This is a genomic window from Streptomyces yunnanensis (assembly GCF_029011865.1).
In the GTDB taxonomy this organism is placed as follows: domain Bacteria; phylum Actinomycetota; class Actinomycetes; order Streptomycetales; family Streptomycetaceae; genus Streptomyces; species Streptomyces yunnanensis.
The window spans coordinates 4,170,456-4,190,446 of sequence record NZ_CP095749.1 but is presented as its reverse complement, the minus strand read 5'-3'; the positions used below and the strand labels follow the sequence as shown (position 1 = coordinate 4,190,446).

The window sequence follows — 19,991 nt, the reverse complement described above, 5'->3', positions numbered from 1 at the left end:
CGCCGCACCCGACGACGTGGGGCGATACCGTCGGGACAGAACCGTCTGATGAGGGAGACGAGAAACGTGGCAGGTATGCCGTGGGTGCGGGGCGCTGACGAGGGTGCCGACCCGTTCGGTACGGCCCGGTTGCGGCGCGGCGTGCTCGACGCCTGGGCCGCCTCGCCGGCCCGGTTCCGGGAGGACGCCAATGCCGAGGAGGACCTCGCGCTCGGCGGCTACCGCGACCGGCTCGCCGTGGAGCTGGCGCAGAACGCGGCGGACGCGGCGGCCCGGGCCGGCGTCCCCGGCCGGCTGCGGCTGACCCTGCACGCGGCCGACGGCGACGCGCCCGCGGTGCTCGTCGCCTCCAACACCGGTGCCCCGTTGGACGCCACCGGCGTCGAATCGCTCTCCACGCTGCGCGCCTCCGCGAAGCGGGAGACCAGCGTGGCGGTCGGCGCGGTGGGCCGGTTCGGCGTCGGGTTCGCCGCGGTGCTGGCGGTCAGCGACGAACCGGCGCTGGTGGGCCGCACCGGCGGCGTCCGCTGGTCGCTCGCCGAGGCCCGGGAGCTGGCCGAGGCGGTGGCCGCGCACAGCCCGGGGCTGGGCGGCGAACTCCGCCGCCGTGAGGGCCACGTGCCGCTGCTGCGGCTGCCGCTGCCCGCGGCGGGCACCGCGCCGGAGGGGTACGACACCGCGGTGGTGCTGCCGCTGCGCGACGGTGCCGCACAGGACCTCGCCGAGCGGCTGTTGGCCGGGATCGACGCGGCGTTGCTGCTGACCCTGCCGGGGCTGGCCGAGGTCGTGGTGGAGACGCCGGAGGGCGCCCGGACGCTGACGCGGCGGCAGGACGACGCGGATGTCCTGATCGAGGACAGCCGGCGGGGGGCCACCCGGTGGCGGGTGGCGACCGACGGCGGGCCGTTGGACCCGGCGCTGCTGGCGGACCGGCCGGTCGAGGAGCGGCTGCGGCCGTTCTGGTCGGTGACCTGGGCGGTGCCGGTGGACGAGGCGGGGGCCCCGGCGCGGCCGGGCACCGTGCCGGTGCTGCACGCGCCGACCCCGACCGACGAACCGCTGGGGCTGCCCGCGCTGCTCATCGCGTCGTTCCCGCTGGAGCCGACCCGGCGTCATGTCGCGCCCGGACCGCTCGCGGACTTCCTGGTAGGCCGTGCGGCCGCCGGGTACGCGGGGCTGCTCGGCGACTGGCAGCCGGTGTCGGCCGGCACCCTGGACCTCGTCCCGGGACCGCTGGGCAAGGGCTGGCTGGACGGCGAACTGCGGCGCCAGGTACTGGAGTTGCTGCCGCGGGTGCGGTTCCTGTCGAGCGCGGCGGCCGACGGCGGGGCGGCGGAGACCGCCGCGTGGGCCGAGGGCGACGTCGAGGGCGAGGACGGGGAGCGCTACGTCCTGCGGCCGGTGGACGCGGAGTTGGTGGAGGGCGCCGGCGCGGCGACCGTCGGGGTGCTGGCCGAGCTGTTCCCCAGCCTGCTGCCGGCCGGCCTGGAACGGCGTTCGGAGCTGCGGGCGTTGGGCGTGGCCCGGGTGCCGCTCACCGAGATGATCGACCGGCTGGCGGGCGTGGAGCGGTCGCCGGAGTGGTGGTGGCGGCTCTACGACGCGCTGGCCGGCACCGACCCGGACCGGCTCAGCGGTCTGCCGGTGCCGCTGGCGGGCACCGGGCGGACCACGATCGGGCCGCGCCAGGTGCTGCTGCCGCTGCCCGACGGCGGCCCGGACGCCGGCGGCGAGGCCGCCGACCGGCACCGCACCCTGACCCGGCTCGGACTCAAGGTCGCCCACCCCGGTGCGGTGCACCCGCTCCTGGAGAAGCTCGGGGCCACGCCCGCCGCACCCCGGGCCGTGCTGACGACGCCTCAGGTGCGGGCGGCGGTCGCTCATTCGCTCGACGCCGACGAGGACGCCTACGACGTCTTCGAGGACGAGCTGGCGCCGGGCGCCGGGGTGCCGTTGGGCGCCGAGGAGCTGGCCGAGACGGTCCTCGGGCTGGTCCGGGACGCCAATCTGGCGCCCGGCGACGAGCCCTGGCTGGCCGCGCTGGCGCTGCCCGACGAGGACGGCGAGCTGGCGCCGGCGGGCGAACTGGTCTTCCCCGGCAGCGACTTCGAACAGGTCATCCGAGAGGGTGAACTCGCCGCCTGTGAGGCGGAGTTGGCGGAGCGGTGGGGGGAGCAGCCGCTCACCGCGGTGGGGGTGCTGGCCACCTTCGCGCTGGTCCGGGCCGCGGACGTGGTGCTCGATCCGGACGAACTGGAGCCGCGGGACGGGGACTTCCCCGAGCCCGACGACGCGGGCCTGCTGGACGCGGTCGACGTGTGGTGCGAGGACATCCTCGACACCCTCCCGGAGGCCCCGGTCCCGCCGGTCGTCACCGAACTGGTCGCGGTCCGCGACCTCGACCTGGTCGCCGACGACGCCTGGCCGCGGGTCCTGGAGATGCTCTCCCGGCCGCCGCTGCGGGACGCCCTGACCACGCCGGTGCGGGTGCTGCTGCCCGACGGCACCACGGAGTCGGTGCGGCCGTACACCGCCTGGTGGCTGCGCGGCCACCCGGTGCTGGACGGGCGCCGCCCCGCCGGGCTGCGCGCCGCGGGCGGCGACCCGCTGCTGGCCGGGCTGTACGAGGCGGCGGACGCGGGCCGGGTCGACGCCCAGGTGCTGCGCGCCCTCGGCGTCCGCACCTCGGTCGGCGCGCTGCTCGACGAGCCCGGCGGCGCGGCCGAACTGCTGACCCGGCTCGCCGACCCCGAGCTGCGCGTGGGGATCGCCCAACTGCACGCGCTGTACGGGATGTTGACGGAGCTGGATCCGGATCAGGTGACGCTGCCCGACGAGCTGCGGGCGGTCGTGGACGGCGAGATCCAGGTGGCGGACGCGGCGGACGTGCTGGTCGCGGACGCCCCGGACCTGATGCCGCTGGCGGCCGGTCGCGCGCTGCTGCCGGTGCGGCCGGCCCGGGCCGCGGAGCTGGCCGAGCTGTTCCAGGTCGGACGGCTGAGCGAGGCGGTCGCCGCGGAGGTCCGCTCCGACGGCGCGGCGCACGACGTCCCGGAGGCGGTCCGCGCGCTGCTCGGCCCGGCCGCCCCGGACGCCTACGTCGAACACGAGGAACTGCTGGTCGAGGGCGCCGACGGCGGCGTCGAACTGGACTGGCGGTGGACCCCGGACGGCACGCTGCACGCCGCGACGCTGGAGGGCGTGGCGGCCGGCCTGGCGTGGGCGGCCGGGCAGTGGCCGCGCCGCTTCGAGGTCGCGGCGCTGCTGGAGGACCCGGAGCGGGGCGACGAGCTGGCCCGGGCGCGGTGGTTCGACTGAGCCCGGTGCCCTGCCGGGCGTGACGGAGGCAGGGCGGAGGCAGGACGGAGGCGGTCGTCGGGCGTGGTGTCCGGTGGCCGCCTCCCGCCGTCCTGGCACGCGCCGTCGTTGCCGGGGAGGGGGGTTGTCGGGGCCGGCGGGGTCGGCGGTTCAGCGGCCCGGGAAGGAGCGGCGGTACTCGCCCGGGGAGACGCCGAGGTGCCGCAGGAAGTGGTGGCGGAGGTTGTTGGCCGTTCCCAGGCCGCTCAGTGCGGCGACCTTCTCGATGGGCAGGCCGGTGGATTCCAGCAGTGACTGGGCGCGCGCCAGCCGCTGGTTGAGCAGCCACTGGAGCGGGGTGGTGCCGGTCGCGGCCTGGAGGCGCCGGTAGAGGGTACGGGGGCTCAGCGCCGCCCGGCGGGCCAGGTCGTCGACGGTCAGCGGCCGGTCCAGGCGGGCGCGCGCCCAGTCCAGTACCGGGGCCAGGCCCTCGTCGTCGGTCGCGGGGACCGACAGGTCGATGAACTGCGCCTGGCCGCCGGGCCGGTGGGCCGGCACGACCATCCGGCGGGCGAGCTGGTTGGCGACCTTGGCGCCCAGGTCCCGGCGGACGAGGTGGAGGCACAGGTCGAGCCCGGCGGTGAGTCCGGCGCTGGTCAGCACGTCGCCCTCGTCCACGTAGAGGACCGCGTCGTCGACCGTCACCTCCGGGTAGCGGGCGGCGAGTTGGGCGGTGTGCTGCCAGTGGGCGGTGGCCCGCCGGCCGTCGAGCAGTCCGGCCTCGGCGAGCGCGAAGGCGCCGGTGCACAGCGAGACCACGCGGGCGCCGGCCCGGTGGGCCCGGCGCAGGGCGGCGACCAGCGGCGCGGGCAGCGGAACGCCGTCCTCCACGCAGACGTCGGGGACGGAGGGGACGATGACGGTGGCGGCGCCCGCCAGGTCGTCGAGCCCGTGCGGGGTGTGCAGGGTCAGCCCGGCGGGTGCGGGTCCGGTCCCGTCGTCGTAGGTGCACAGGCGCAGGTCGTACCAGGGGTCGGCCAGGTCCGGCTGGGGCTTCCCGAAGACCGTGCACGGGATGCTCAGTTCGTAGAGGTCCCAGGAGGGGAGGCCGATGCCGGCGGGGACGACCACGGCGACGGTCCCCGGGCCCGCGGGGCGGGCGGTCGGCTCGGGGCTGGTGGGACGTACGGGGCTCATGGGGCGAGCGTACGGGCCGGCGGGGTGGCAGGAATTTGGTGCCGGGCGTCATTCCCGTCACTGTCGCCGACGGCCCCGCGGCTGCGAACGTACCGGTACGTGATCTTGACGCAGGAGCAAGGGAGTTGTGGGATGCGCACGCAAGCTGACCGACCGGCCGTGACCGTCGTCGGACTGGGTTCGATGGGCTCGGCACTGGCCGGCGCGCTGGTGGACCGGGGGCACCCGACCACCGTGTGGAACCGTTCCCCGGGCAGGGCCGAGGCGCTGGCCGCGCGGGGCGCACGGGTGGCCGGGAGCGTCGCCGAGGCGGTCGCGGCCAGTCCGCTGACCCTGGTGTGCGTCCTGGACCACCAGGCGGTGCACGCCGTCCTCGACCCGGTCGCCGGGAAACTCGCCGGCAGGCAGCTGGTCAACTTCACCTCCGGCGCGCCCGAGCAGGCCCACGAGGCCGCGGCCTGGGCCGCCGGGCACGGCATCGGCTACCTCGACGGCGCCATCATGACCACCCCGCCCGGGGTCGGCAGCCCGGAGACGATGTTCCTCTACAGCGGCGAACGCGCGGTCTTCGACGCCCACCGCGCCACCCTGGAGGCCCTGGGCGACCCGCTCCACCTGGGCGCCGACCCCGGGCTCGCGTCCCTCTACGACGCCGCGCTGCTGGGCCTGATGTGGTCCACCCTGACCGGCTGGCTGCACGGCACCGCGCTGGTCGGCGCCGAGCGGACCGCGGCGGCGGACGGGGCGGCGCCCACCGCGGCCACCGCCTTCACCCCGGTCGCCGCCCGCTGGCTGACCGCGGTGACCGGCTTCATGAACACCTACGCCCCCCAGGTCGACGCCGGCCGCTACCCGGGCGACGACGCCACCGTCGACGTCCAGATCGCCGCGGTCGGGCACCTGCTGCACGCCGCGGCGGCGCGCGGGGTGGACACCGCGCTGCCGGAACTGCTCAAGGGGCTGATGGAGCGGACCGCCGCGGCCGGGCACGGCTCCGACAGCTACGCCAGCGTCATCGAGGCGCTGCGCCGCCCCGCGGCCTGACCCGCCAGGCCCCGGCTCACACCGGGAACCGCTTGCCCACCCACCGCCAGGCGACCTCCAGCAGCAGCGCCGCCACCGCCGCGATCGCCACCGCCGTCCACGGCATCGTCGTCCCCACCAGCCGCAGGGCGAAGAAGGTCTGCAGCCACGGCGTCGCCAGGACGATCAGGAATCCCAGCCCCATCAGCAGCACCAGGCCGATCCGCCACCAGGTGTACGGGCGGGCGATGATCGCCAGGACGTACAGGGCGGTCAGGAAGAGGGTCAGGGTGGCCGCGCTGGTCTGCGCGGGGAGGGCGTCCGGGCCGGAGTAGTAGGCGCGGGCCAGCAGATAGGTGGTGAACGCCGCGAGGCCGGTGATGAGGCCGGAGGGGATGGCGTAGCGCATCACCCGGCGGACGAAGTGCGGGCGGGCGCGCTCCTTGTTGGGCGCCAGCGCCAGGAAGAAGGCGGGGATGCCGATGGTCAGCGTCGACAGCAGCGTCAGGTGCCGGGGCAGGTACGGGTAGGGGATCTGCCAGCAGGCCACCAGGATGGCCAGCAGCACCGAGTAGACGGTCTTGGTGAGGAAGAGGGTCGCGACCCGGGTGATGTTGCCGATCACCCGGCGGCCCTCCGCCACCACCGACGGCAGGGTCGCGAAGCTGTTGTTCAGCAGCACGATCTGGGCCACCGCCCGGGTCGCCTCGGAGCCGGAGCCCATGGCGACGCCGATGTCGGCGTCCTTGAGGGCCAGCACGTCGTTGACGCCGTCGCCGGTCATCGCCACGTGGTGGCCGCGGGACTGCAGCGCGCCGACCATGTCCCGCTTCTGTTGGGGCGTGACCCGGCCGAAGACGGCGCCCTCTTCGAGGGCCCGGGCCATCGCGTCGGGGTCGTCGTGCGGCAGGTGCCGGGCGTCCACCGGCGCGTCGGCTCCGGGCAGCCCCAGTTTGCCGGCGACCGCGCCCACCGACACCGCGTTGTCGCCGGAGATCACCTTGGCCTGGACGCCCTGCTCGGCGAAGTAGCGCAGGGTCTCGGGGGCGTCCGGGCGCAGCCGCTGCTCCAGGACGACCAGGGCGGCCGGCCGCACCTCGTGGGCGACGTCGGGGTGGTTCAGCGGCCGGGTGGCGCCGGCCAGCAGCAGGACGCGCAGGCCCTGGGCGTTGAGCCGGTCGATCTCGGGCAGCGCCGGGTCGTCGTCGGGGAGCAGCACGTCCGGCGCACCCAGCAGCCAGGACGAGCGCTGCCCGCCGGGCTCCTCGAAGGCCGCTCCGCTGTACTTGCGGGCGGAGGAGAAGGGCAGGGTGCCGGTGCACCGCCAGGCATCGGGGGCCGGGTAGGCGTCGACGACGGCCTGGAGGGAGGCGTTGGGGCGCGGGTCGGAGGCACCGAAGGCGCCGAGCACCTGCCGCAGGCGGGCCGGTTCGTGAGCGCCGTCGCCCAGGGGACGCAGCTCGCTGACGTCCATGCCGCCCTCGGTCAGCGTGCCGGTCTTGTCCAGGCAGACCACGTCCACCCGGGCCAGGCCCTCGATCGCCGGCAGCTCCTGCACCAGGCACTGCCGGCGGCCGAGCCGGACGACACCGATGGCGAAGGCGACCGAGGTCAGCAGCACCAGCCCCTCGGGGATCATCGGCACGATCCCGGCGACCATCCGCCGGACCGCGGCGTCGACCGGCAGCCCCAGGGTCAGCAGATGACTGCAGATCAGCCCCAGCGCGGTCGGGATCATCATCCAGGTCACGTACTTGAGGATCTGGCTGATGCCGGAACGCAGTTCGGAGTGGACCAGGGTGAACCGGCTGGCCTCCTCGGCGAGCTGCGCCGCGTACGCCGCCCGGCCGACCTTGGTCGCGGTGAACGCGCCGCCGCCCGCGACGACGAAGCTGCCGGACATCACCGGGTCGCCCGGCTTCTTCAGCACCGGGTCCGCCTCGCCGGTCAGCAGCGACTCGTCGATCTCCAGGCCGTCGGTCTCCAGCACCTCGCCGTCGACGATCACCTTGTCGCCCGGGCCGAGTTCGATGACGTCGTCGAGGACCACCTCGGAGGTGGGGATCTCGGCGGCGGTCCCGTCGCGGCGGACGGTCGGCCGGGCCTCGCCGATCAGGGCCAGGCTGTCCAGGGTCTTCTTGGCGCGCAGTTCCTGGAGGATGCCGATGCCGGTGTTGGCGATGATGACGAAGCCGAACAGGCCGTCCTGGATCGGCCCGACGATCAGGATGATCACGAAGAGCACGCCGATGATGGCGTTGAACCGGGTGAAGACGTTGCCGCGGATGATGTCCGCGGTCGAGCGGGAGGACCGCGCAGGGACGTCGTTGACCTCGCCCCTGGCCACCCGTTCGGCGACCTCGGCGGCGGTCAGGCCGCGCCGCGCCACCTCCAGGTCGGCCTCGCCGGCGCGCCGCCCGCCGGGCTCCGGTTGCTCGACTTCGGTCTGCGCCGGGTCCGTCATGCCCTAGACGTTACGGGCGAATTGCCTGCTTCACCCGCTGACGGTCGACAGAAGCGGTGTGGGGGTTCTGTCCGGTTTCGCGGCAACCCTGGGCGGGCGGACGGCGTCCGGCCGCGGCCCGGGGGAGGTGTGGGGGTGCGTCAGAAGGCGCGGGGGTGCGTCAGGAGGCGTCGGTCGCCGCGGCCGCCGCCCGCTTGATCGCGGCGTCCCGCTTGCGCACGTACCAGATGCCCAGCAGGCCGAGCCCGCCGCCGGCCAGGCAGGTCCACACGAGCCAGGTGCGGTCGTGGTCGGCGTACCAGCCGTAGAAGGGCAGCTGGGCGAGGAAGAGCACGAACCAGATGATGGTGCCGCCGGTGATCGTGCCGACGACGGGACCTTCGAGGGGCGCCGGGGCCGCGCGCAGTTCGGACTTCTTCCACATGGGGCTCAGCTTACGGGGCCGGGGGCGGTGTCGATCCGGGCCCGCCCCCGAGGCCGATCCCGCGGTCCCAGAAGGGTCTACGCGCGGAGATAGCGATCAACGAATTGTTTATTCATACTGAACCTTTCCGGAACTGACTGGTTCGGATCGTTGCTTCCTCCAATCTGATCCCTTCAGACTGTTCCAGTTCATTGGTTGCTCTCCCGCCGCCTGTGCGTGTCCCGGCCTCGGGCGCACCCGGTGGATCATGGCCGGATCCTGATCCACCGAGCGCGATCCCGAGATCCCGCGCCTGCCCCGGCCCGTACGACTGAGGTCCCGCATGTCGCCCTCGACCACCACGCCGGTCGACGCCCTGAAGAGTCCTGGCCCCCAGCCGCCCAAGAACGGCCTCGACCGCTTCTTCAAGATCTCCGAGCGGGGGTCGACGGTCGGCCGCGAACTGCGCGGCGGACTGGCCACGTTCTTCGCGATGGCCTACATCGTCGTGCTGAACCCGATCATCCTCGGTGCCGGCGTCGACAAATACGGCCACCACCTGGACAACGGTCAGCTGGTCACCGCCACCGCCCTGATGGCCGGTCTGGGCACGATCCTGATGGGCCTGATGGGCAACGTCCCGATCGCCATCGCCGCCGGCCTGGGCATCAACGCCGTGGTCTCGCTCCAGCTCGCGCCCAAGATGAGCTGGCCGGACGCGATGGGCATGGTGGTGCTCGCCGGCCTGGTGCTGATGATCCTGGTGGCCTCCGGTCTCCGGCAGCGGGTCATGGACGCCATCCCGGGCGGGCTGCGGCGGGCCATCGCGATCGGCATCGGCCTGTTCATCTCGCTGGTCGGCCTGGTCGACGCGGGCTTCGTCAGCCGCAACCCGGACGCCGCGCACACCACCGTCCCGCTCAGCCTGGGCCAGGGCGGTCAGCTCAAGGGCTGGCCGGTGCTGGTCTTCGTGCTCGGCCTGGCGCTGATGTTCGTGCTGACCGTGCGCAAGACCAAGGGCGCGATCCTGATCGGGATGGTCACCATGGCCGTCGTCGCGATCATCATCAACGCGGTGGCGAACATCCCGGACGCGTCCTGGGGGCTGGCCGTCCCGAACGTCCCGGACAAGATCGTCGGCGCGCCCGACTTCGGGTTGATCGGGCACATCAGCCTGTTCGGCGGCTTCAGGGAAGTCGGCGTGCTGACCGGCTGCCTGTTCGTGTTCACCGTTCTGCTGTCCGGCTTCTTCGACGCGATGGGCACCATCATCGGCGTCGGCGAGGAGGCCGGGCTGCTGGACAACGAGACCGGCAACCTGCCGAACATGGGCCGGATCCTGATGGTGGACGGCATCGCGGTCGCCGGCGGCGGCTTCGGCTCGGCCTCGGCCAACACCTGCTTCGTGGAGTCCACCGCCGGCGTCGGCGAGGGCGCCCGCACGGGCCTGGCCAACCTGGTCACCGGCGGCCTGTTCCTGCTCGCGCTGATCTTCACGCCGCTGGCGACGGTCGTCCCCTCGCAGGCCGCCACGCCCGCGCTGCTGGTCGTCGGCTTCCTGATCATGGCCTCGAACGTCCGGGGCATCGACTGGAGCGACTTCACCGTCGCGATCCCGGCGTTCCTGACCATCGCCACGATGCCGTTCACCTACAGCATCACCAACGGCATCGGCATCGGGGTGCTGGCCTTCATCCTGCTGCGGGCGGCCACCGGCCGCGTCAAGGAGATCCCGTGGCTGCTGAACGCGGTCGGGCTCTGCTTCCTGGTCTACTTCCTGCTCAACCCGATCGAGCAGGTGCTCGGGGTGAAGTAGACAGGGGGGGCCGGCGCGCAGCGCCGTCTCCTGGGGGTGGAGGTCGGGCGACGGGCGGGCGGACCCCTTACGAGGGTCCGGGCGCCGGCCCCCAGCCGTGCAGCTGCTCGGTCGCGTCGACCGAGCTCGACAACCGTTCATCGAAGTCCTCGCGGATGAGCGTCCGGACGACATAGTCCTGGACGCTCATTCCGCGTTTTGCGGCGTGCTGCCCAAGGCGCTCCAGCAGCTCCCCGTCCACGCGCAGGCTGAGCACTCTCGATCCCATACCGACACGGTCCCTGCACGGCGCGGTCAGGTGTGTCGCTTTCCGCGACGTCCTCACTCATACGGGTGATACCGGGGTGCTCCCCGGAGGACCCCGGACCGCCGCTTTCCTTAGAAAGGCTAATGAGCTATGCTAAAGACTATGCCGGAACTGTCCAACGGCGTCGACGTTGATGCCGTGAACGCGCTGCGGTCCGCCGTGATGCGGCTGTCGCGCCGTCTGAAACACCAGCGGGTCGACGAGTCGCTGAGCCCGACCGAGATGTCGGTGCTCGGCACCCTCGCCCGGTGCGGTCGCGCCACCCCCGGCGAGCTGGCTCGCAAGGAGCACGTCCAGCCGCCGTCGATGACCCGGATCGTGGCGATGCTGGAGGCCAAGGGACTGGTCCGGCTGGAGGCGCACCCCGACGACCGCCGGCAGAAGGTGGTCACCCAGACCGAACAGGCCGAGGCGATGCTCGAGGAGAGCCGCCGCAAGCGCAACGCCTGGCTCGCCGAACTGGCCTCCGGGCTGGACGAGGACGAGTGGGCCAAGCTGCGGGACGCCGCGCCCGTACTGGAGAAACTCGCGCAGCTGTAGACCCCAGACTTAAGGAGGCGAACCCACTTTGAGTACGGGAAACGGAGCACCCTCCGCACCCGCACCGAACTCCCACAACGACACGGTCACCGACGACGCGACCGCGACCACCCCGGGCCCCACCGAGGCCCCCGGTGTCGCCACCGGCCACGCCGCCACACCGCGCACGGGCATGTTCAGCTCCCTCCGCATACGCAACTACCGCCTCTTCGCCACCGGTCAGGTGGTCTCCAACACCGGCACCTGGATGCAGCGCATCGCCCAGGACTGGCTGGTGCTCAGCCTCACCGGCTCGTCCGGCGCGGTCGGCATCACCACCGCGCTCCAGTTCCTGCCGATGCTCCTCTTCGGCCTCTACGGCGGCGTCCTCACCGACCGCTTCGCCAAGCGCAAGCTGCTGCTGTGCACCCAGTCCGCGATGGGCCTGACCGGCCTGGCACTGGCCGGCCTCACCCTCAGCGGCCAGGTGCAGGTCTGGCACGTCTACGCCGGCGCCTTCCTCCTCGGCCTGGTCACCGTCGTCGACAACCCGGCCCGGCAGGCGTTCGTCTCCGAGATGGTCGGCCAGCGCGACCTGCGCAACGCGGTCAGCCTGAACTCCGCCAACTTCCAGTCCGCCCGGCTGATCGGGCCGGCCGTCGCCGGCGTCCTGATCACCGCCTTCGGCAGCGGCTGGGCCTTCCTCTTCAACGGCCTGTCGTTCCTCGCCCCGCTCACCGGCCTGCTGATGATGCGCACCGCCGAACTCCACAAGGTGGACCGGGTCCCGCGCAGCAAGGGGCAGCTGCGGGAGGGCCTGGCCTACGTCCGCCAGCACCCCGAACTGATCTGGCCCATCGTCCTGGTCGGCTTCATCGGGACCTTCGGCTTCAACTTCCCGATCTGGCTGACCGCCTTCACCTACAAGGTCTTCCACGCCGGCGCCGGTACGTACGCGCTGTTCAACGGCCTGATGGCGGCCGGTTCGCTGATCGGCGCGCTGCTCGCGGCCCGCCGGTCCGGCTCCCGGCTGCGGATGCTGGTCGGCGCCGCACTGGTCTTCGGCCTGCTGGAGTGCGTGGCCGCGCTGGCGCCGGGCTTCTGGGTCTTCGCGGCGCTGCTCGCCCCGATCGGCATGGTCGGCCTGACGATCAACGTCACCGCCAACTCCAGCGTCCAGATGGCCACCGACCCGGCGATGCGCGGCCGGGTGATGAGCCTGTTCATGATGGTCTTCATGGGCGGCACGCCGCTGGGTGCGCCGCTGGTCGGCTGGGTCACCGACACCTACGGCCCCCGCGTCGGCTTCCTCGCCGGCGGGGTGGTCTCCATGGCGGCCGCGGCCCTGGTCGGCCTGTTCCTGGCCCGGTCCGGCGGACTGCGGCTCAAGATCGACCTGCGGCGCGGACACCAGCACGTGGCGTTCGTCCCGCGGATGCGCGCCACCGGGGCGCCCGACGAGGCACCGGAGAAGAAACTGACGGCGGCGGCCTAGGTCGGACCCGACCCGGGGTTCGCCGGGCACGGCGGCGGTCCGGGGGCAACACTGGCCCCATGAGACTCTTCGCCGCCGTGCTGCCCCCGGCCCGCTCGCTCGGTCAACTGGCCACGGAAGTGGGGCAGTTGAAGAAGCTGCCGGGCGCCGAACGGCTGCGCTGGACCGGGCACGACGGCTGGCACTTCACCCTCGCCTTCTACGGCGAGGTGCCCGAGGAAGCCCTGCCCGAGCTGCACGAGCGGCTGGCCCGCGCCGCCCACCGGCACGCCCCCTACGAGCTGCGGATCGCCGGCGGCGGCCGGTTCGGCGACCGGGTGGTGTGGGCCGGGGCGGACGGCGACCGGCCCGCCATGCGGCACCTCGCGGACGCCGCCGAGGCCGCCGGCCGCCGGATCGGCCTGCGGATGGGCGAGCACCGCCCGTACACCCCGCACCTGACCCTCGCCCGGAACCGCACCGGTCGACTGGACCTCGTCCCGTACGCCACGGCCCTGTCCGAGTTCGCCGGCAGCCCCTGGACGGTCGAGGAGATCGCCCTGATGCGCAGCCACCCGCCGGCGCCCGGGGTGCCGGGCGCCCAGCCGCACTACGAGCCGGTCGCGCGCTGGCCGCTGGGGCGCTGAGCCGGGCCCGGGCGCCGCACCCGCCCGGGCCGGTGCGGCGCCGGGTTCCGCCCCGGTTACGCTCAAAGGGTGGATCCCAAGACCCGTAACCGGATCATGTCCGGGCTGCTCGCCGTGCTGCTGATCGTCGTCGTCGTGGCGGCGGCCCTGCGCTGACCCCGCCCGCCCGACCCACCCGGCTCACCAGGCCCACCCGGCTCACCAGGCGAACGCCTCCGGCGACGGCCCCGGTCCGGGGAAGACCTCGTCCAGGCCCGCCAGCAGCTCCGCCGGCAGCTCCAGCTCCACCGCGCGCAGTGCGGAGGCGAGCTGGTCGGCGGTGCGCGGACCGACGATCGGGCCGGTCACCCCGGGCCGGGTGAGCAGCCACGCCAGCGCCACCTCGCCCGGCGCCAGGCCGTGCTTGTCGACCAGGTCCTCGTAGGACTGGATCCGCGCCCGGATCGCCGAGTCGGCCAGCGCGTTCGCGGACCGGCCGGAGGCCGAGCGGGCCGCCCCGGTGCCCTCCCGCTCCTTGCGGAGCACGCCGCCCAGCAGCCCGCCGTGCAGCGGCGACCAGGGGATCACGCCCAGCCCGTAGCCCCGGGCGGCCGGGATGACCTCCATCTCGGCCCGCCGCTCGGCGAGGTTGTACAGGCACTGCTCGCTGACCAGGCCGTACGAACCCCGGCGCGCGGCGGCCTCGTTGGCCTGTGCGAGGTGCCAGCCGGCGTGGTTGGAGGAGCCCGCGTAGAGGATCTTCCCCTGCTGGACGAGGACGTCGATGGCCTGCCAGATCTCGTCCCAGGGCGTGTTCCGGTCGACGTGGTGGAACTGGTAGAGGTCGATGTGGTCGGTGCCCAGCCGCTTCAGGCTGGCGTCCACCGCCCGGCGGATGTTGAGCGCGGAGAGCTTGTCGTCGTTGGGCCAGACCCGCTCGCCGTCCGGCCCCATGTTGCCGTACACCTTGGTGGCCAGCACGGTCTTCTCCCGCCGCCCGCCGCCGCGGGCGAACCACGAGCCGATGATCTCCTCCGTGCGGCCCTTCTCGGCGCCCCAGCCGTAGGCGTTGGCAGTGTCGAACAATCCACTTTGACGCCTTGCCCGCCGGGGCCCTAGCGTCAGTCTCCAAGCACCACAGGGGATGGGGAGAGCAAGTGGCAAGAGTCCTGGGAGTCGTCCGCCTGTCGAAGGTGTCGGACGAGACCACATCGCCGGAGCGTCAGCGCCGATCGATTCAACGATGGGCCGACCAGGAAGGGCACGTCGTCGTCGGATGGGTCGAGGACATCGACGTCTCCGGCGGTGTCGAGCCGTGGAAGCGCCTGGAGTTCGGCAAGTGGCTGCCGTCCACCATCGGCAAGGAGGTCAGCTCGATCGAGCACCGGATCGCACTGGAGGAGTCCCGTGCCGACGAATACGACATCATCTGCGCGCTGAAGCTGGACCGCCTCTCACGGCGTGTGCTCCACGTGCACACGCTCGTGGAATGGTGCGAGAAGCACGGCAAGGAGGTCGCCACCGTGGAGGACGGGATCAACCTGAACACGCAGATGGGCAAGCTGCTGTTCAGCCTGATCGCCTCCTTCGCAGAAGGGGAGCTCGAAGCCATCAAGGCCAGGGCGAAGTCCTCGTACAACCACCTGGTGAAGGAGGGGCGCTGGCGTGGCGGCCGTATCCCGTACGGCTACCGGGCGGAGAAGCAGGACACCGGTGACGGCTGGCGGCTGGTCCTGGACGACTACGGAACGGACACCGCCGGGACGCTGCGCGAGATCGTCCGCCGACTCATCGAGGGCGAGTCGGCGAACAGCATCGCCCAGTGGCTCAACGAGGACCCGACCAAGACTCCGACATCGCTGGATGCCCAGCTGATCAGGAACGGCAAGTCCCCGAAGGGCGGTCGGTGGACCGCCGCGAACACGGCCAAGGTTGTGCGCTCCCTGAACGTTCTCGGTCAGATGGAGGTGACGGAGGAAGTCGTCATCGACGGCCGGAAGACGAAGCGAACCCGCCTCGTCCGTGACACGGAGGGGCGCCCTCTCCAGCGTGCTGAGCCGCTGATCACTCAGGACGAGTGGGAGCTGGCGAACAAGAAGCTGGACGAGAACACCAGCAAGCGCAACGGCAACCGGAAGGGCGGCTCCCCTCTTCTCAGGGTCGCGTTCTGCACCTGCGGTGAGCCCGCGTACCTCGGCCCGGGGCGGAGCTGGCCGTACTACCGTTGTGCGTCCCGGACCACGCACAAGCCGTGCCCTACGGGCAGCAAGGGCATTGCGGCTCACGTGCTGGAGGGAGCCGTCGAGGAGGTCTTCCTGCGTGCGGCCGGCGATGTCGAGATCGTGCGGAAGGTCTTCCGTCCGGGCGTCGACTTCAAGCGGGACATCGAGGAGGTGAACCGCGCTCTGACCGAGCTTCGAGAGGACCGCGAAGCCGGTCTCTACTCCAGCGAGCTGGGGAAACAGGAGTACCGGGAGACATACAAGCGGTTGGACGCCAGGCGCGAGCAGCTCATGGCTCAGCCCACCCGCCCGGACACGTGGGAAGAGATCCCGACGGGCGAAACATATCGGGAACGCTGGTCGAAGCTGTCGACCCAGCACGAGAAGGGCAAGGAACTCAGAGCCGCTGGAATCAAGGCGGTCATCCACGCCGAGAAGATCCCGCCCATGACCGCCGCACAGGCCATGGCTCCGGACGGGCATGACGGCATGTGGCAGGAAGGGAAGGGACGCGTGCAGATCCTCATCCCGATGGACTTCAAGCGCCGCGTGCGCGACCTGGCGGCGGTCCACAGCGAAAGCTGACCGCCTCGCCTATGTACAGGAAAGAGGGCCCCGCCCCGGGCCCCCTTCACTCTGTAGGATTCCTGGCAGGTCGTCGCCGTCACTCCCGACCGCAAGAGACCGAGTCCGGGCCGCAAGCCCGGGCGTCCACCTGTGAAGAGACCGCGCCATCCGTGCACGGTCCACCCCCGCGAAGAAAGGGAGGCACATGTCCCGCCGTCCGGCGGGGGTCATTGGCGCACCCGTGTGCGCCACACAGCAAAGGGGCCACAGCCTGTGGCTATCAGCTTCGGCCATGACCGCCCGTGGGGCGGAGTCTCCCAGCGCGAGTACCGGCGCATGGCGCAGCACCCCGGACACCTGCTCGCCTACCGCATCCACTTCGCTGCCATCGGCTGGGCCGACAGGCAGGGACACGCGGCCTTCGAACCGGGTCGCCTCGCGACACTGCTCGGCAAGGACGGCAACCGGCTCTCCGACCAGAGCACACGCAACGCGATATCGCGGGCCAAGGATCTACACCTCGTGTCGCCCCACTCCGGGGCGGCATGCCTGGTGCTTCCGCCTCACCTGTTCCAGAAGGCCAAGGGTGCTCCCGTACCTTGCCGTCTTCACCAGGACCGCACGCCCCGCGTGTGGTCAGAGCACGTCTGGCGTGTGCCGCTGCACGCCTTGAGCTGCGGAAACGTTCGCGTCCTCTCTTGTCTGTTCGGGGTAAGTCCAGCGCGGCCCCCTCCGGGGCCGACAGAGGAAGACGGCGTGCGTGCCTACGTGCAGCGGCAAGGCGAAGGAGGGGCGCGTCAGCGCCCCCACTTCGCAAAGGGCAGCGGCGAAGGGGTAAGCGGCAGGGGCGGCCTACGGCCGCGCAGTCCGAAGACGCAGAGACGAAGCGGCCCCGAAGGGGGCCTATAGAGACATGCACTCGACGTCGACCGCCTCACTGTCCGTCGACGGCACCGCCTTCCACTCGCAGTGCAGGCACTCCGCCTCGAAGGTCACGTCCGTGTCCGGGTGCCGCGTGATCCTGTGCCGCACGTACCGCATGACGGAGCGCACCATCACTCGGCCCCGTGGTCATCCCGCAGGTGTGTGCGGAGCACGACGTTCGCGTCTGTCACCTTCGAGTAGTCCCCGACCGAGCGCGCGTTGGTCCGGGCCACAGCGATACCGAGGCACTCGCCGCAACCGGCCGAAGGGTCCGGCTCCCTGGCCGGAGCCGTCAGGTGTACCGGTTCCGCCATCGTTGTCTTCGGTGTACTCATCCGTGCGACCTCCCGATTGTTCGCCTGCCGAAGGATGGTCCCCGGGGGTGCGCACGGGATGGCGCTTCAGTCGCGTAGTCGACTGAAGTCATGCACGGCAGGCAGCGGACCACTCGGCGAGCCGCGCCCGGAGGTCTTCGCCGAAGAGGGCGTGCTCCTCGTACCCCGCGAACTCCTTGAGATACGCCTGAACGTCTCGGCCGTCGCGGAGTACGAGACTTCCCGTCGTCGTCTCGATGGTGACCAACGCGGTGTCGTAGACGGTGAACGTGCTCAGAGGGGTTCGGGGCGTCGGTGTCCCGACAGGGATCACCCCGATCTGAACGTTCGGGAGGTAGGACAGGGACGCCAGCCGGTCCATCTGCTCGGCCAGTGCCAGAGGGGAGACGACCGGCCAGCGAACCGCCTGCTCGGTCAGGACGAACGTGAACCGCTTCGAGGCTTCGTAGAGGACGGCTTGCCGGCCCAGCTTCCCCGCCACCGCCTTGCTCGTGTCGGCCGTCGAGTGAGCCAGGCTCGCCCGTACGTACTCCGGTGTCGCAAGCAGCCCGGTGACCATCGAGAGCAGGAAGTACCGCATCTGCGTGGAGGATGCTTCCAGTGACTTCAGCTCGGCCTGTCTCGTACCGAGCCCCTTACGCCGAAGCTCTCGGAAGTTTCGCCACTCGGTGTTCGCCATCCTGGCGAGGGCGGAGACCTCCGCGACCAGGGACGGCGGAGCGTCCAGCGCTCGCAGGATCTGCTCGACGTCGACCAGGGACGGCCGCGTCTGGCCGTTCTCGATGCGCGACACCTTCGACTGGGACATGTTGCAGCGCGCAGCGAGCCGGTCCCCCGAGAGGCCGGCTCGCTTGCGCAAGTCCCGAAGTAGCGAGGCGAGTTCGGCACCGGACTCGCCAAGCTGCTCAGCTTCGAACGTCACTCCGCCACGCGCTCCGCGTACTCCACGAAGGGAACCGACTCGGCAACGGCGATGCGCTGCCACTCGATGAACGGCGCAGGGTCGCCCTCGTACAGCTCCCGGCTGATCTGCGTGCCGCCCCCCTCGTAACGCATCAGGACGACCGTCGAGCGGTCGAACATCCAGAAGTCCTCGACGTCCGGCAATGGGTTGTCCCGCTCGGTCACGTCAAGGATGCGGATGTCCTCCCCGGCGAGCACGTGCGGGGCGTAGTACCGGGAGAACTCGAAGCGCAGGTACTCGGAGAGCGGTCGCGTCAGAACGTGCACGCGCCCCTTACTCTTCCCCTCGCCTCGCAGTCGCTTCAGGTCTTCCGTGTAGGCGGACGAGTAGGTGTCCGGGTCGACGCGCTTGCCCGCCCGGAAGGTTTCGAGCTCTTCCACTTCCTGCGGTACGAGGTACTGAGGCAGGGTCTCCAGTCGCCATGCTTCCGACTGAAAGCCCCGGAGCACCGCCCGCCACTCGTCACCATCCAAGAGCACGAACGGCCTCCCGAAGCACGCTCTCGGGGATCTCCACGAGCCCCTCGCCCTGCGGGGGCGTGAAGGCGTCGGACACGTCGCCCTGAATCACGATGGAGCCGGAAGCGGTGCGGTAGACGTTCGGGCAGTCGTCCTCTCCACACGTGTGCCGTTACCCGTGAGCCGAGTCAGTTCTTCGCGTGCCATGCGGAACTCCCTTGACTTGTCGGCCCAGTCGGGCCGCCTAGGGCGACCGTACGGGGGCCGCTCGCGGCCGTCCATGCACGGACGTGACTCATGCACGTTGTCGCATAAATGGGCGGCGGAGCGGTCGGCTCTTGCTTGGAGTGGGCTCGAAGCAGTTGGCTTGTGCCTCATGAAGTACACCCAGCTCGGACGCACCGGACTCAAGGTCAGCCGACTCGTCCTCGGCACGATGAACTTCGGCCCGCAGACAGACGAAACGACAAGTCACGGCATCCTGGATGCCGCGCTCGACGCAGGTCTGAACTTCGTGGACACGGCCAATGTGTATGGGTGGGGTGAGAACAAGGGCCGTACGGAAGAGATCATCGGCTCCTGGTTCGCCAAGGGCGACGGCCGCCGCGACAAGACCGTCCTCGCCACCAAGGTCTACGGGAACATGGCTCCCGACGGCGAGTCCTGGCCCAACCACGACAAGCTGTCAGCGCTGAACATCCGCCGCGCGGTCGAGGCCAGCCTGAAGCGCCTCGGCACGGACTACATCGACCTCTACCAGTTCCACCACGTCGACCGCTCGACCCCCTTCGAGGAGATCTGGCAGGCCGTCGACGTCCTGATCCAGCAGGGCAAGATCCTCTACGCCGGCTCCTCCAACTTCCCCGGCTACAAGATCGCCCAGGCTAACGAGACAGCCGCCCGGCGCGGCTCCGTCGGCCTCGTCAGCGAGCAGTGCATCTACAACCTCTTCGAGCGGCGCGCCGAGATGGAGGTGATCCCGGCGGCCCAGGAGTACGGCCTCGGGGTCATCCCCTGGTCGCCGCTCCACGGCGGCCTCCTCGGTGGCGTCCTCAAGAAAGAGACCGAGGGCAAGCGCCGCACCGAGGGCCGCGCGGCGGAGACCCTCGCCGACCCGGCGGTCCGTGCGCGCCTCCAGGCGTACGAGGACCTGCTCGACAAGCACGGCCTCGCCCCCGGCGAGGTCGGCCTCGCCTGGCTCCTCACCCGCCCCGGCGTGACCGGCCCGATCGTCGGCCCCCGCACGCCGGACCAGCTGGCGGGCGCGCTGCGCGCCCTGGACCTTGAGCTGAGCGAGGAGGTCCTCACCGCGCTCGACGAGATCTTCCCGGGCCCGGGACCTTCGCCGGAGGCCTTCGCCTGGTGACCAGGTAGAGGGAGGGAGATACTGCCGTG

General features: G+C 71.7%; 15 protein-coding genes and 2 pseudogenes. 8 read left to right on the top strand and 9 right to left on the bottom strand.

Going from position 1 to position 19,991, the window contains the following annotated elements; genetic code table 11:
• Positions 1–75 precede the first annotated feature (75 nt).
• Positions 76–3,318, top strand: coding sequence for a sacsin N-terminal ATP-binding-like domain-containing protein (locus MOV08_RS17870; protein ID WP_275311819.1), 3,243 nt, complete (start codon positions 76–78; stop codon positions 3,316–3,318).
• 150 nt (positions 3,319–3,468) lie between these two features.
• Here the strand turns inward: MOV08_RS17870 and MOV08_RS17865 are convergent, their stop codons facing one another.
• Positions 3,469–4,428, bottom strand: a complete 960-nt coding sequence (locus tag MOV08_RS17865; RefSeq protein ID WP_275311818.1) for a helix-turn-helix domain-containing protein — start codon at positions 4,426–4,428, stop codon at positions 3,469–3,471.
• 198 nt (positions 4,429–4,626) lie between these two features.
• Here MOV08_RS17865 and MOV08_RS17860 point away from each other — a divergent pair, with 198 nt between their 5' ends.
• On the top strand, positions 4,627–5,538 hold the full coding sequence (locus tag MOV08_RS17860; RefSeq protein WP_275308075.1) for an NAD(P)-dependent oxidoreductase: 912 nt from the start codon (positions 4,627–4,629) through the stop codon (positions 5,536–5,538).
• 16 nt (positions 5,539–5,554) lie between these two features.
• Here the strand turns inward: MOV08_RS17860 and MOV08_RS17855 are convergent, their stop codons facing one another.
• Positions 5,555–7,981 (bottom strand): cation-translocating P-type ATPase, encoded by a 2,427-nt coding sequence (locus MOV08_RS17855; protein WP_275308074.1) that lies wholly within the window; start codon positions 7,979–7,981, stop codon positions 5,555–5,557.
• A gap of 160 nt (positions 7,982–8,141) precedes the next feature.
• The gene (locus tag MOV08_RS17850; protein WP_039633730.1) at positions 8,142–8,405 is read right to left on the bottom strand and encodes a DUF2530 domain-containing protein; all 264 of its coding nucleotides are present in this window, start codon (positions 8,403–8,405) and stop codon (positions 8,142–8,144) included.
• A 322-nt stretch (positions 8,406–8,727) separates the two neighbouring features.
• On the opposite strand from MOV08_RS17850, the gene MOV08_RS17845 reads away from it, so the two are divergent.
• Positions 8,728–10,200 carry an NCS2 family permease gene (locus MOV08_RS17845; protein WP_039633728.1) on the top strand — a complete coding sequence of 491 codons (1,473 nt, stop codon included), beginning with the start codon at positions 8,728–8,730 and terminating at the stop codon, positions 10,198–10,200.
• Between the two features lie 67 nt (positions 10,201–10,267).
• On the opposite strand, the gene MOV08_RS17840 is transcribed toward MOV08_RS17845, so the two are convergent.
• Positions 10,268–10,468 carry a hypothetical protein gene (locus tag MOV08_RS17840; RefSeq protein WP_073445776.1) on the bottom strand — a complete coding sequence of 67 codons (201 nt, stop codon included), beginning with the start codon at positions 10,466–10,468 and terminating at the stop codon, positions 10,268–10,270.
• 141 nt (positions 10,469–10,609) lie between these two features.
• Between MOV08_RS17840 and MOV08_RS17835 the strand changes: the two genes are divergently transcribed.
• The 3 genes from MOV08_RS17835 to thpR are packed head-to-tail and all read left to right on the top strand — an operon-like array spanning position 10,610 to position 13,147.
• On the top strand, positions 10,610–11,047 hold the full coding sequence (locus tag MOV08_RS17835; RefSeq protein ID WP_039633724.1) for a MarR family winged helix-turn-helix transcriptional regulator: 438 nt from the start codon (positions 10,610–10,612) through the stop codon (positions 11,045–11,047).
• Positions 11,048–11,075: 28 nt separating this feature from the next.
• Positions 11,076–12,521: an MFS transporter gene (locus MOV08_RS17830; protein WP_039633721.1), complete on the top strand. Its 1,446-nt coding sequence runs from the start codon at positions 11,076–11,078 to the stop codon at positions 12,519–12,521.
• 59 nt (positions 12,522–12,580) lie between these two features.
• Positions 12,581–13,147 carry an RNA 2',3'-cyclic phosphodiesterase gene (gene thpR, locus MOV08_RS17825; RefSeq protein WP_275308073.1) on the top strand — a complete coding sequence of 189 codons (567 nt, stop codon included), beginning with the start codon at positions 12,581–12,583 and terminating at the stop codon, positions 13,145–13,147.
• Positions 13,148–13,345: 198 nt separating this feature from the next.
• On the opposite strand, the pseudogene MOV08_RS17820 reads toward thpR, so the two are convergent.
• A pseudogene (locus tag MOV08_RS17820) lies at positions 13,346–14,209 on the bottom strand (aldo/keto reductase); the annotation flags it as partial.
• Positions 14,210–14,283: 74 nt separating this feature from the next.
• On the opposite strand from MOV08_RS17820, the gene MOV08_RS17815 reads away from it, so the two are divergent.
• Complete coding sequence (locus MOV08_RS17815) at positions 14,284–15,933, top strand: recombinase family protein (protein WP_275308071.1); 1,650 nt, start codon at positions 14,284–14,286, stop codon at positions 15,931–15,933.
• A gap of 885 nt (positions 15,934–16,818) precedes the next feature.
• On the opposite strand, the gene MOV08_RS44400 is transcribed toward MOV08_RS17815, so the two are convergent.
• The 4 genes and pseudogenes from MOV08_RS44400 to MOV08_RS17800 form a co-directional block, all read right to left on the bottom strand.
• Positions 16,819–16,956 (bottom strand): DUF7848 domain-containing protein, encoded by a 138-nt coding sequence (locus MOV08_RS44400; protein ID WP_476718409.1) that lies wholly within the window; start codon positions 16,954–16,956, stop codon positions 16,819–16,821.
• Between the two features lie 306 nt (positions 16,957–17,262).
• Positions 17,263–18,096 carry a helix-turn-helix domain-containing protein gene (locus MOV08_RS17810; protein ID WP_275308070.1) on the bottom strand — a complete coding sequence of 278 codons (834 nt, stop codon included), beginning with the start codon at positions 18,094–18,096 and terminating at the stop codon, positions 17,263–17,265.
• Positions 18,093–18,617 (bottom strand): DUF6879 family protein, encoded by a 525-nt coding sequence (locus MOV08_RS17805; protein WP_275308068.1) that lies wholly within the window; start codon positions 18,615–18,617, stop codon positions 18,093–18,095. Before MOV08_RS17805 ends, MOV08_RS17810 begins: the two co-directional genes overlap by 4 nt.
• A pseudogene (locus tag MOV08_RS17800) lies at positions 18,601–18,803 on the bottom strand (hypothetical protein). Before MOV08_RS17800 ends, MOV08_RS17805 begins: the two are co-directional and overlap by 17 nt.
• A 169-nt stretch (positions 18,804–18,972) precedes the next feature.
• Here MOV08_RS17800 and MOV08_RS17795 point away from each other — a divergent pair.
• Positions 18,973–19,962: an aldo/keto reductase gene (locus MOV08_RS17795; RefSeq protein ID WP_275308067.1), complete on the top strand. Its 990-nt coding sequence runs from the start codon at positions 18,973–18,975 to the stop codon at positions 19,960–19,962.
• Positions 19,963–19,991: the final 29 nt, after the last annotated feature.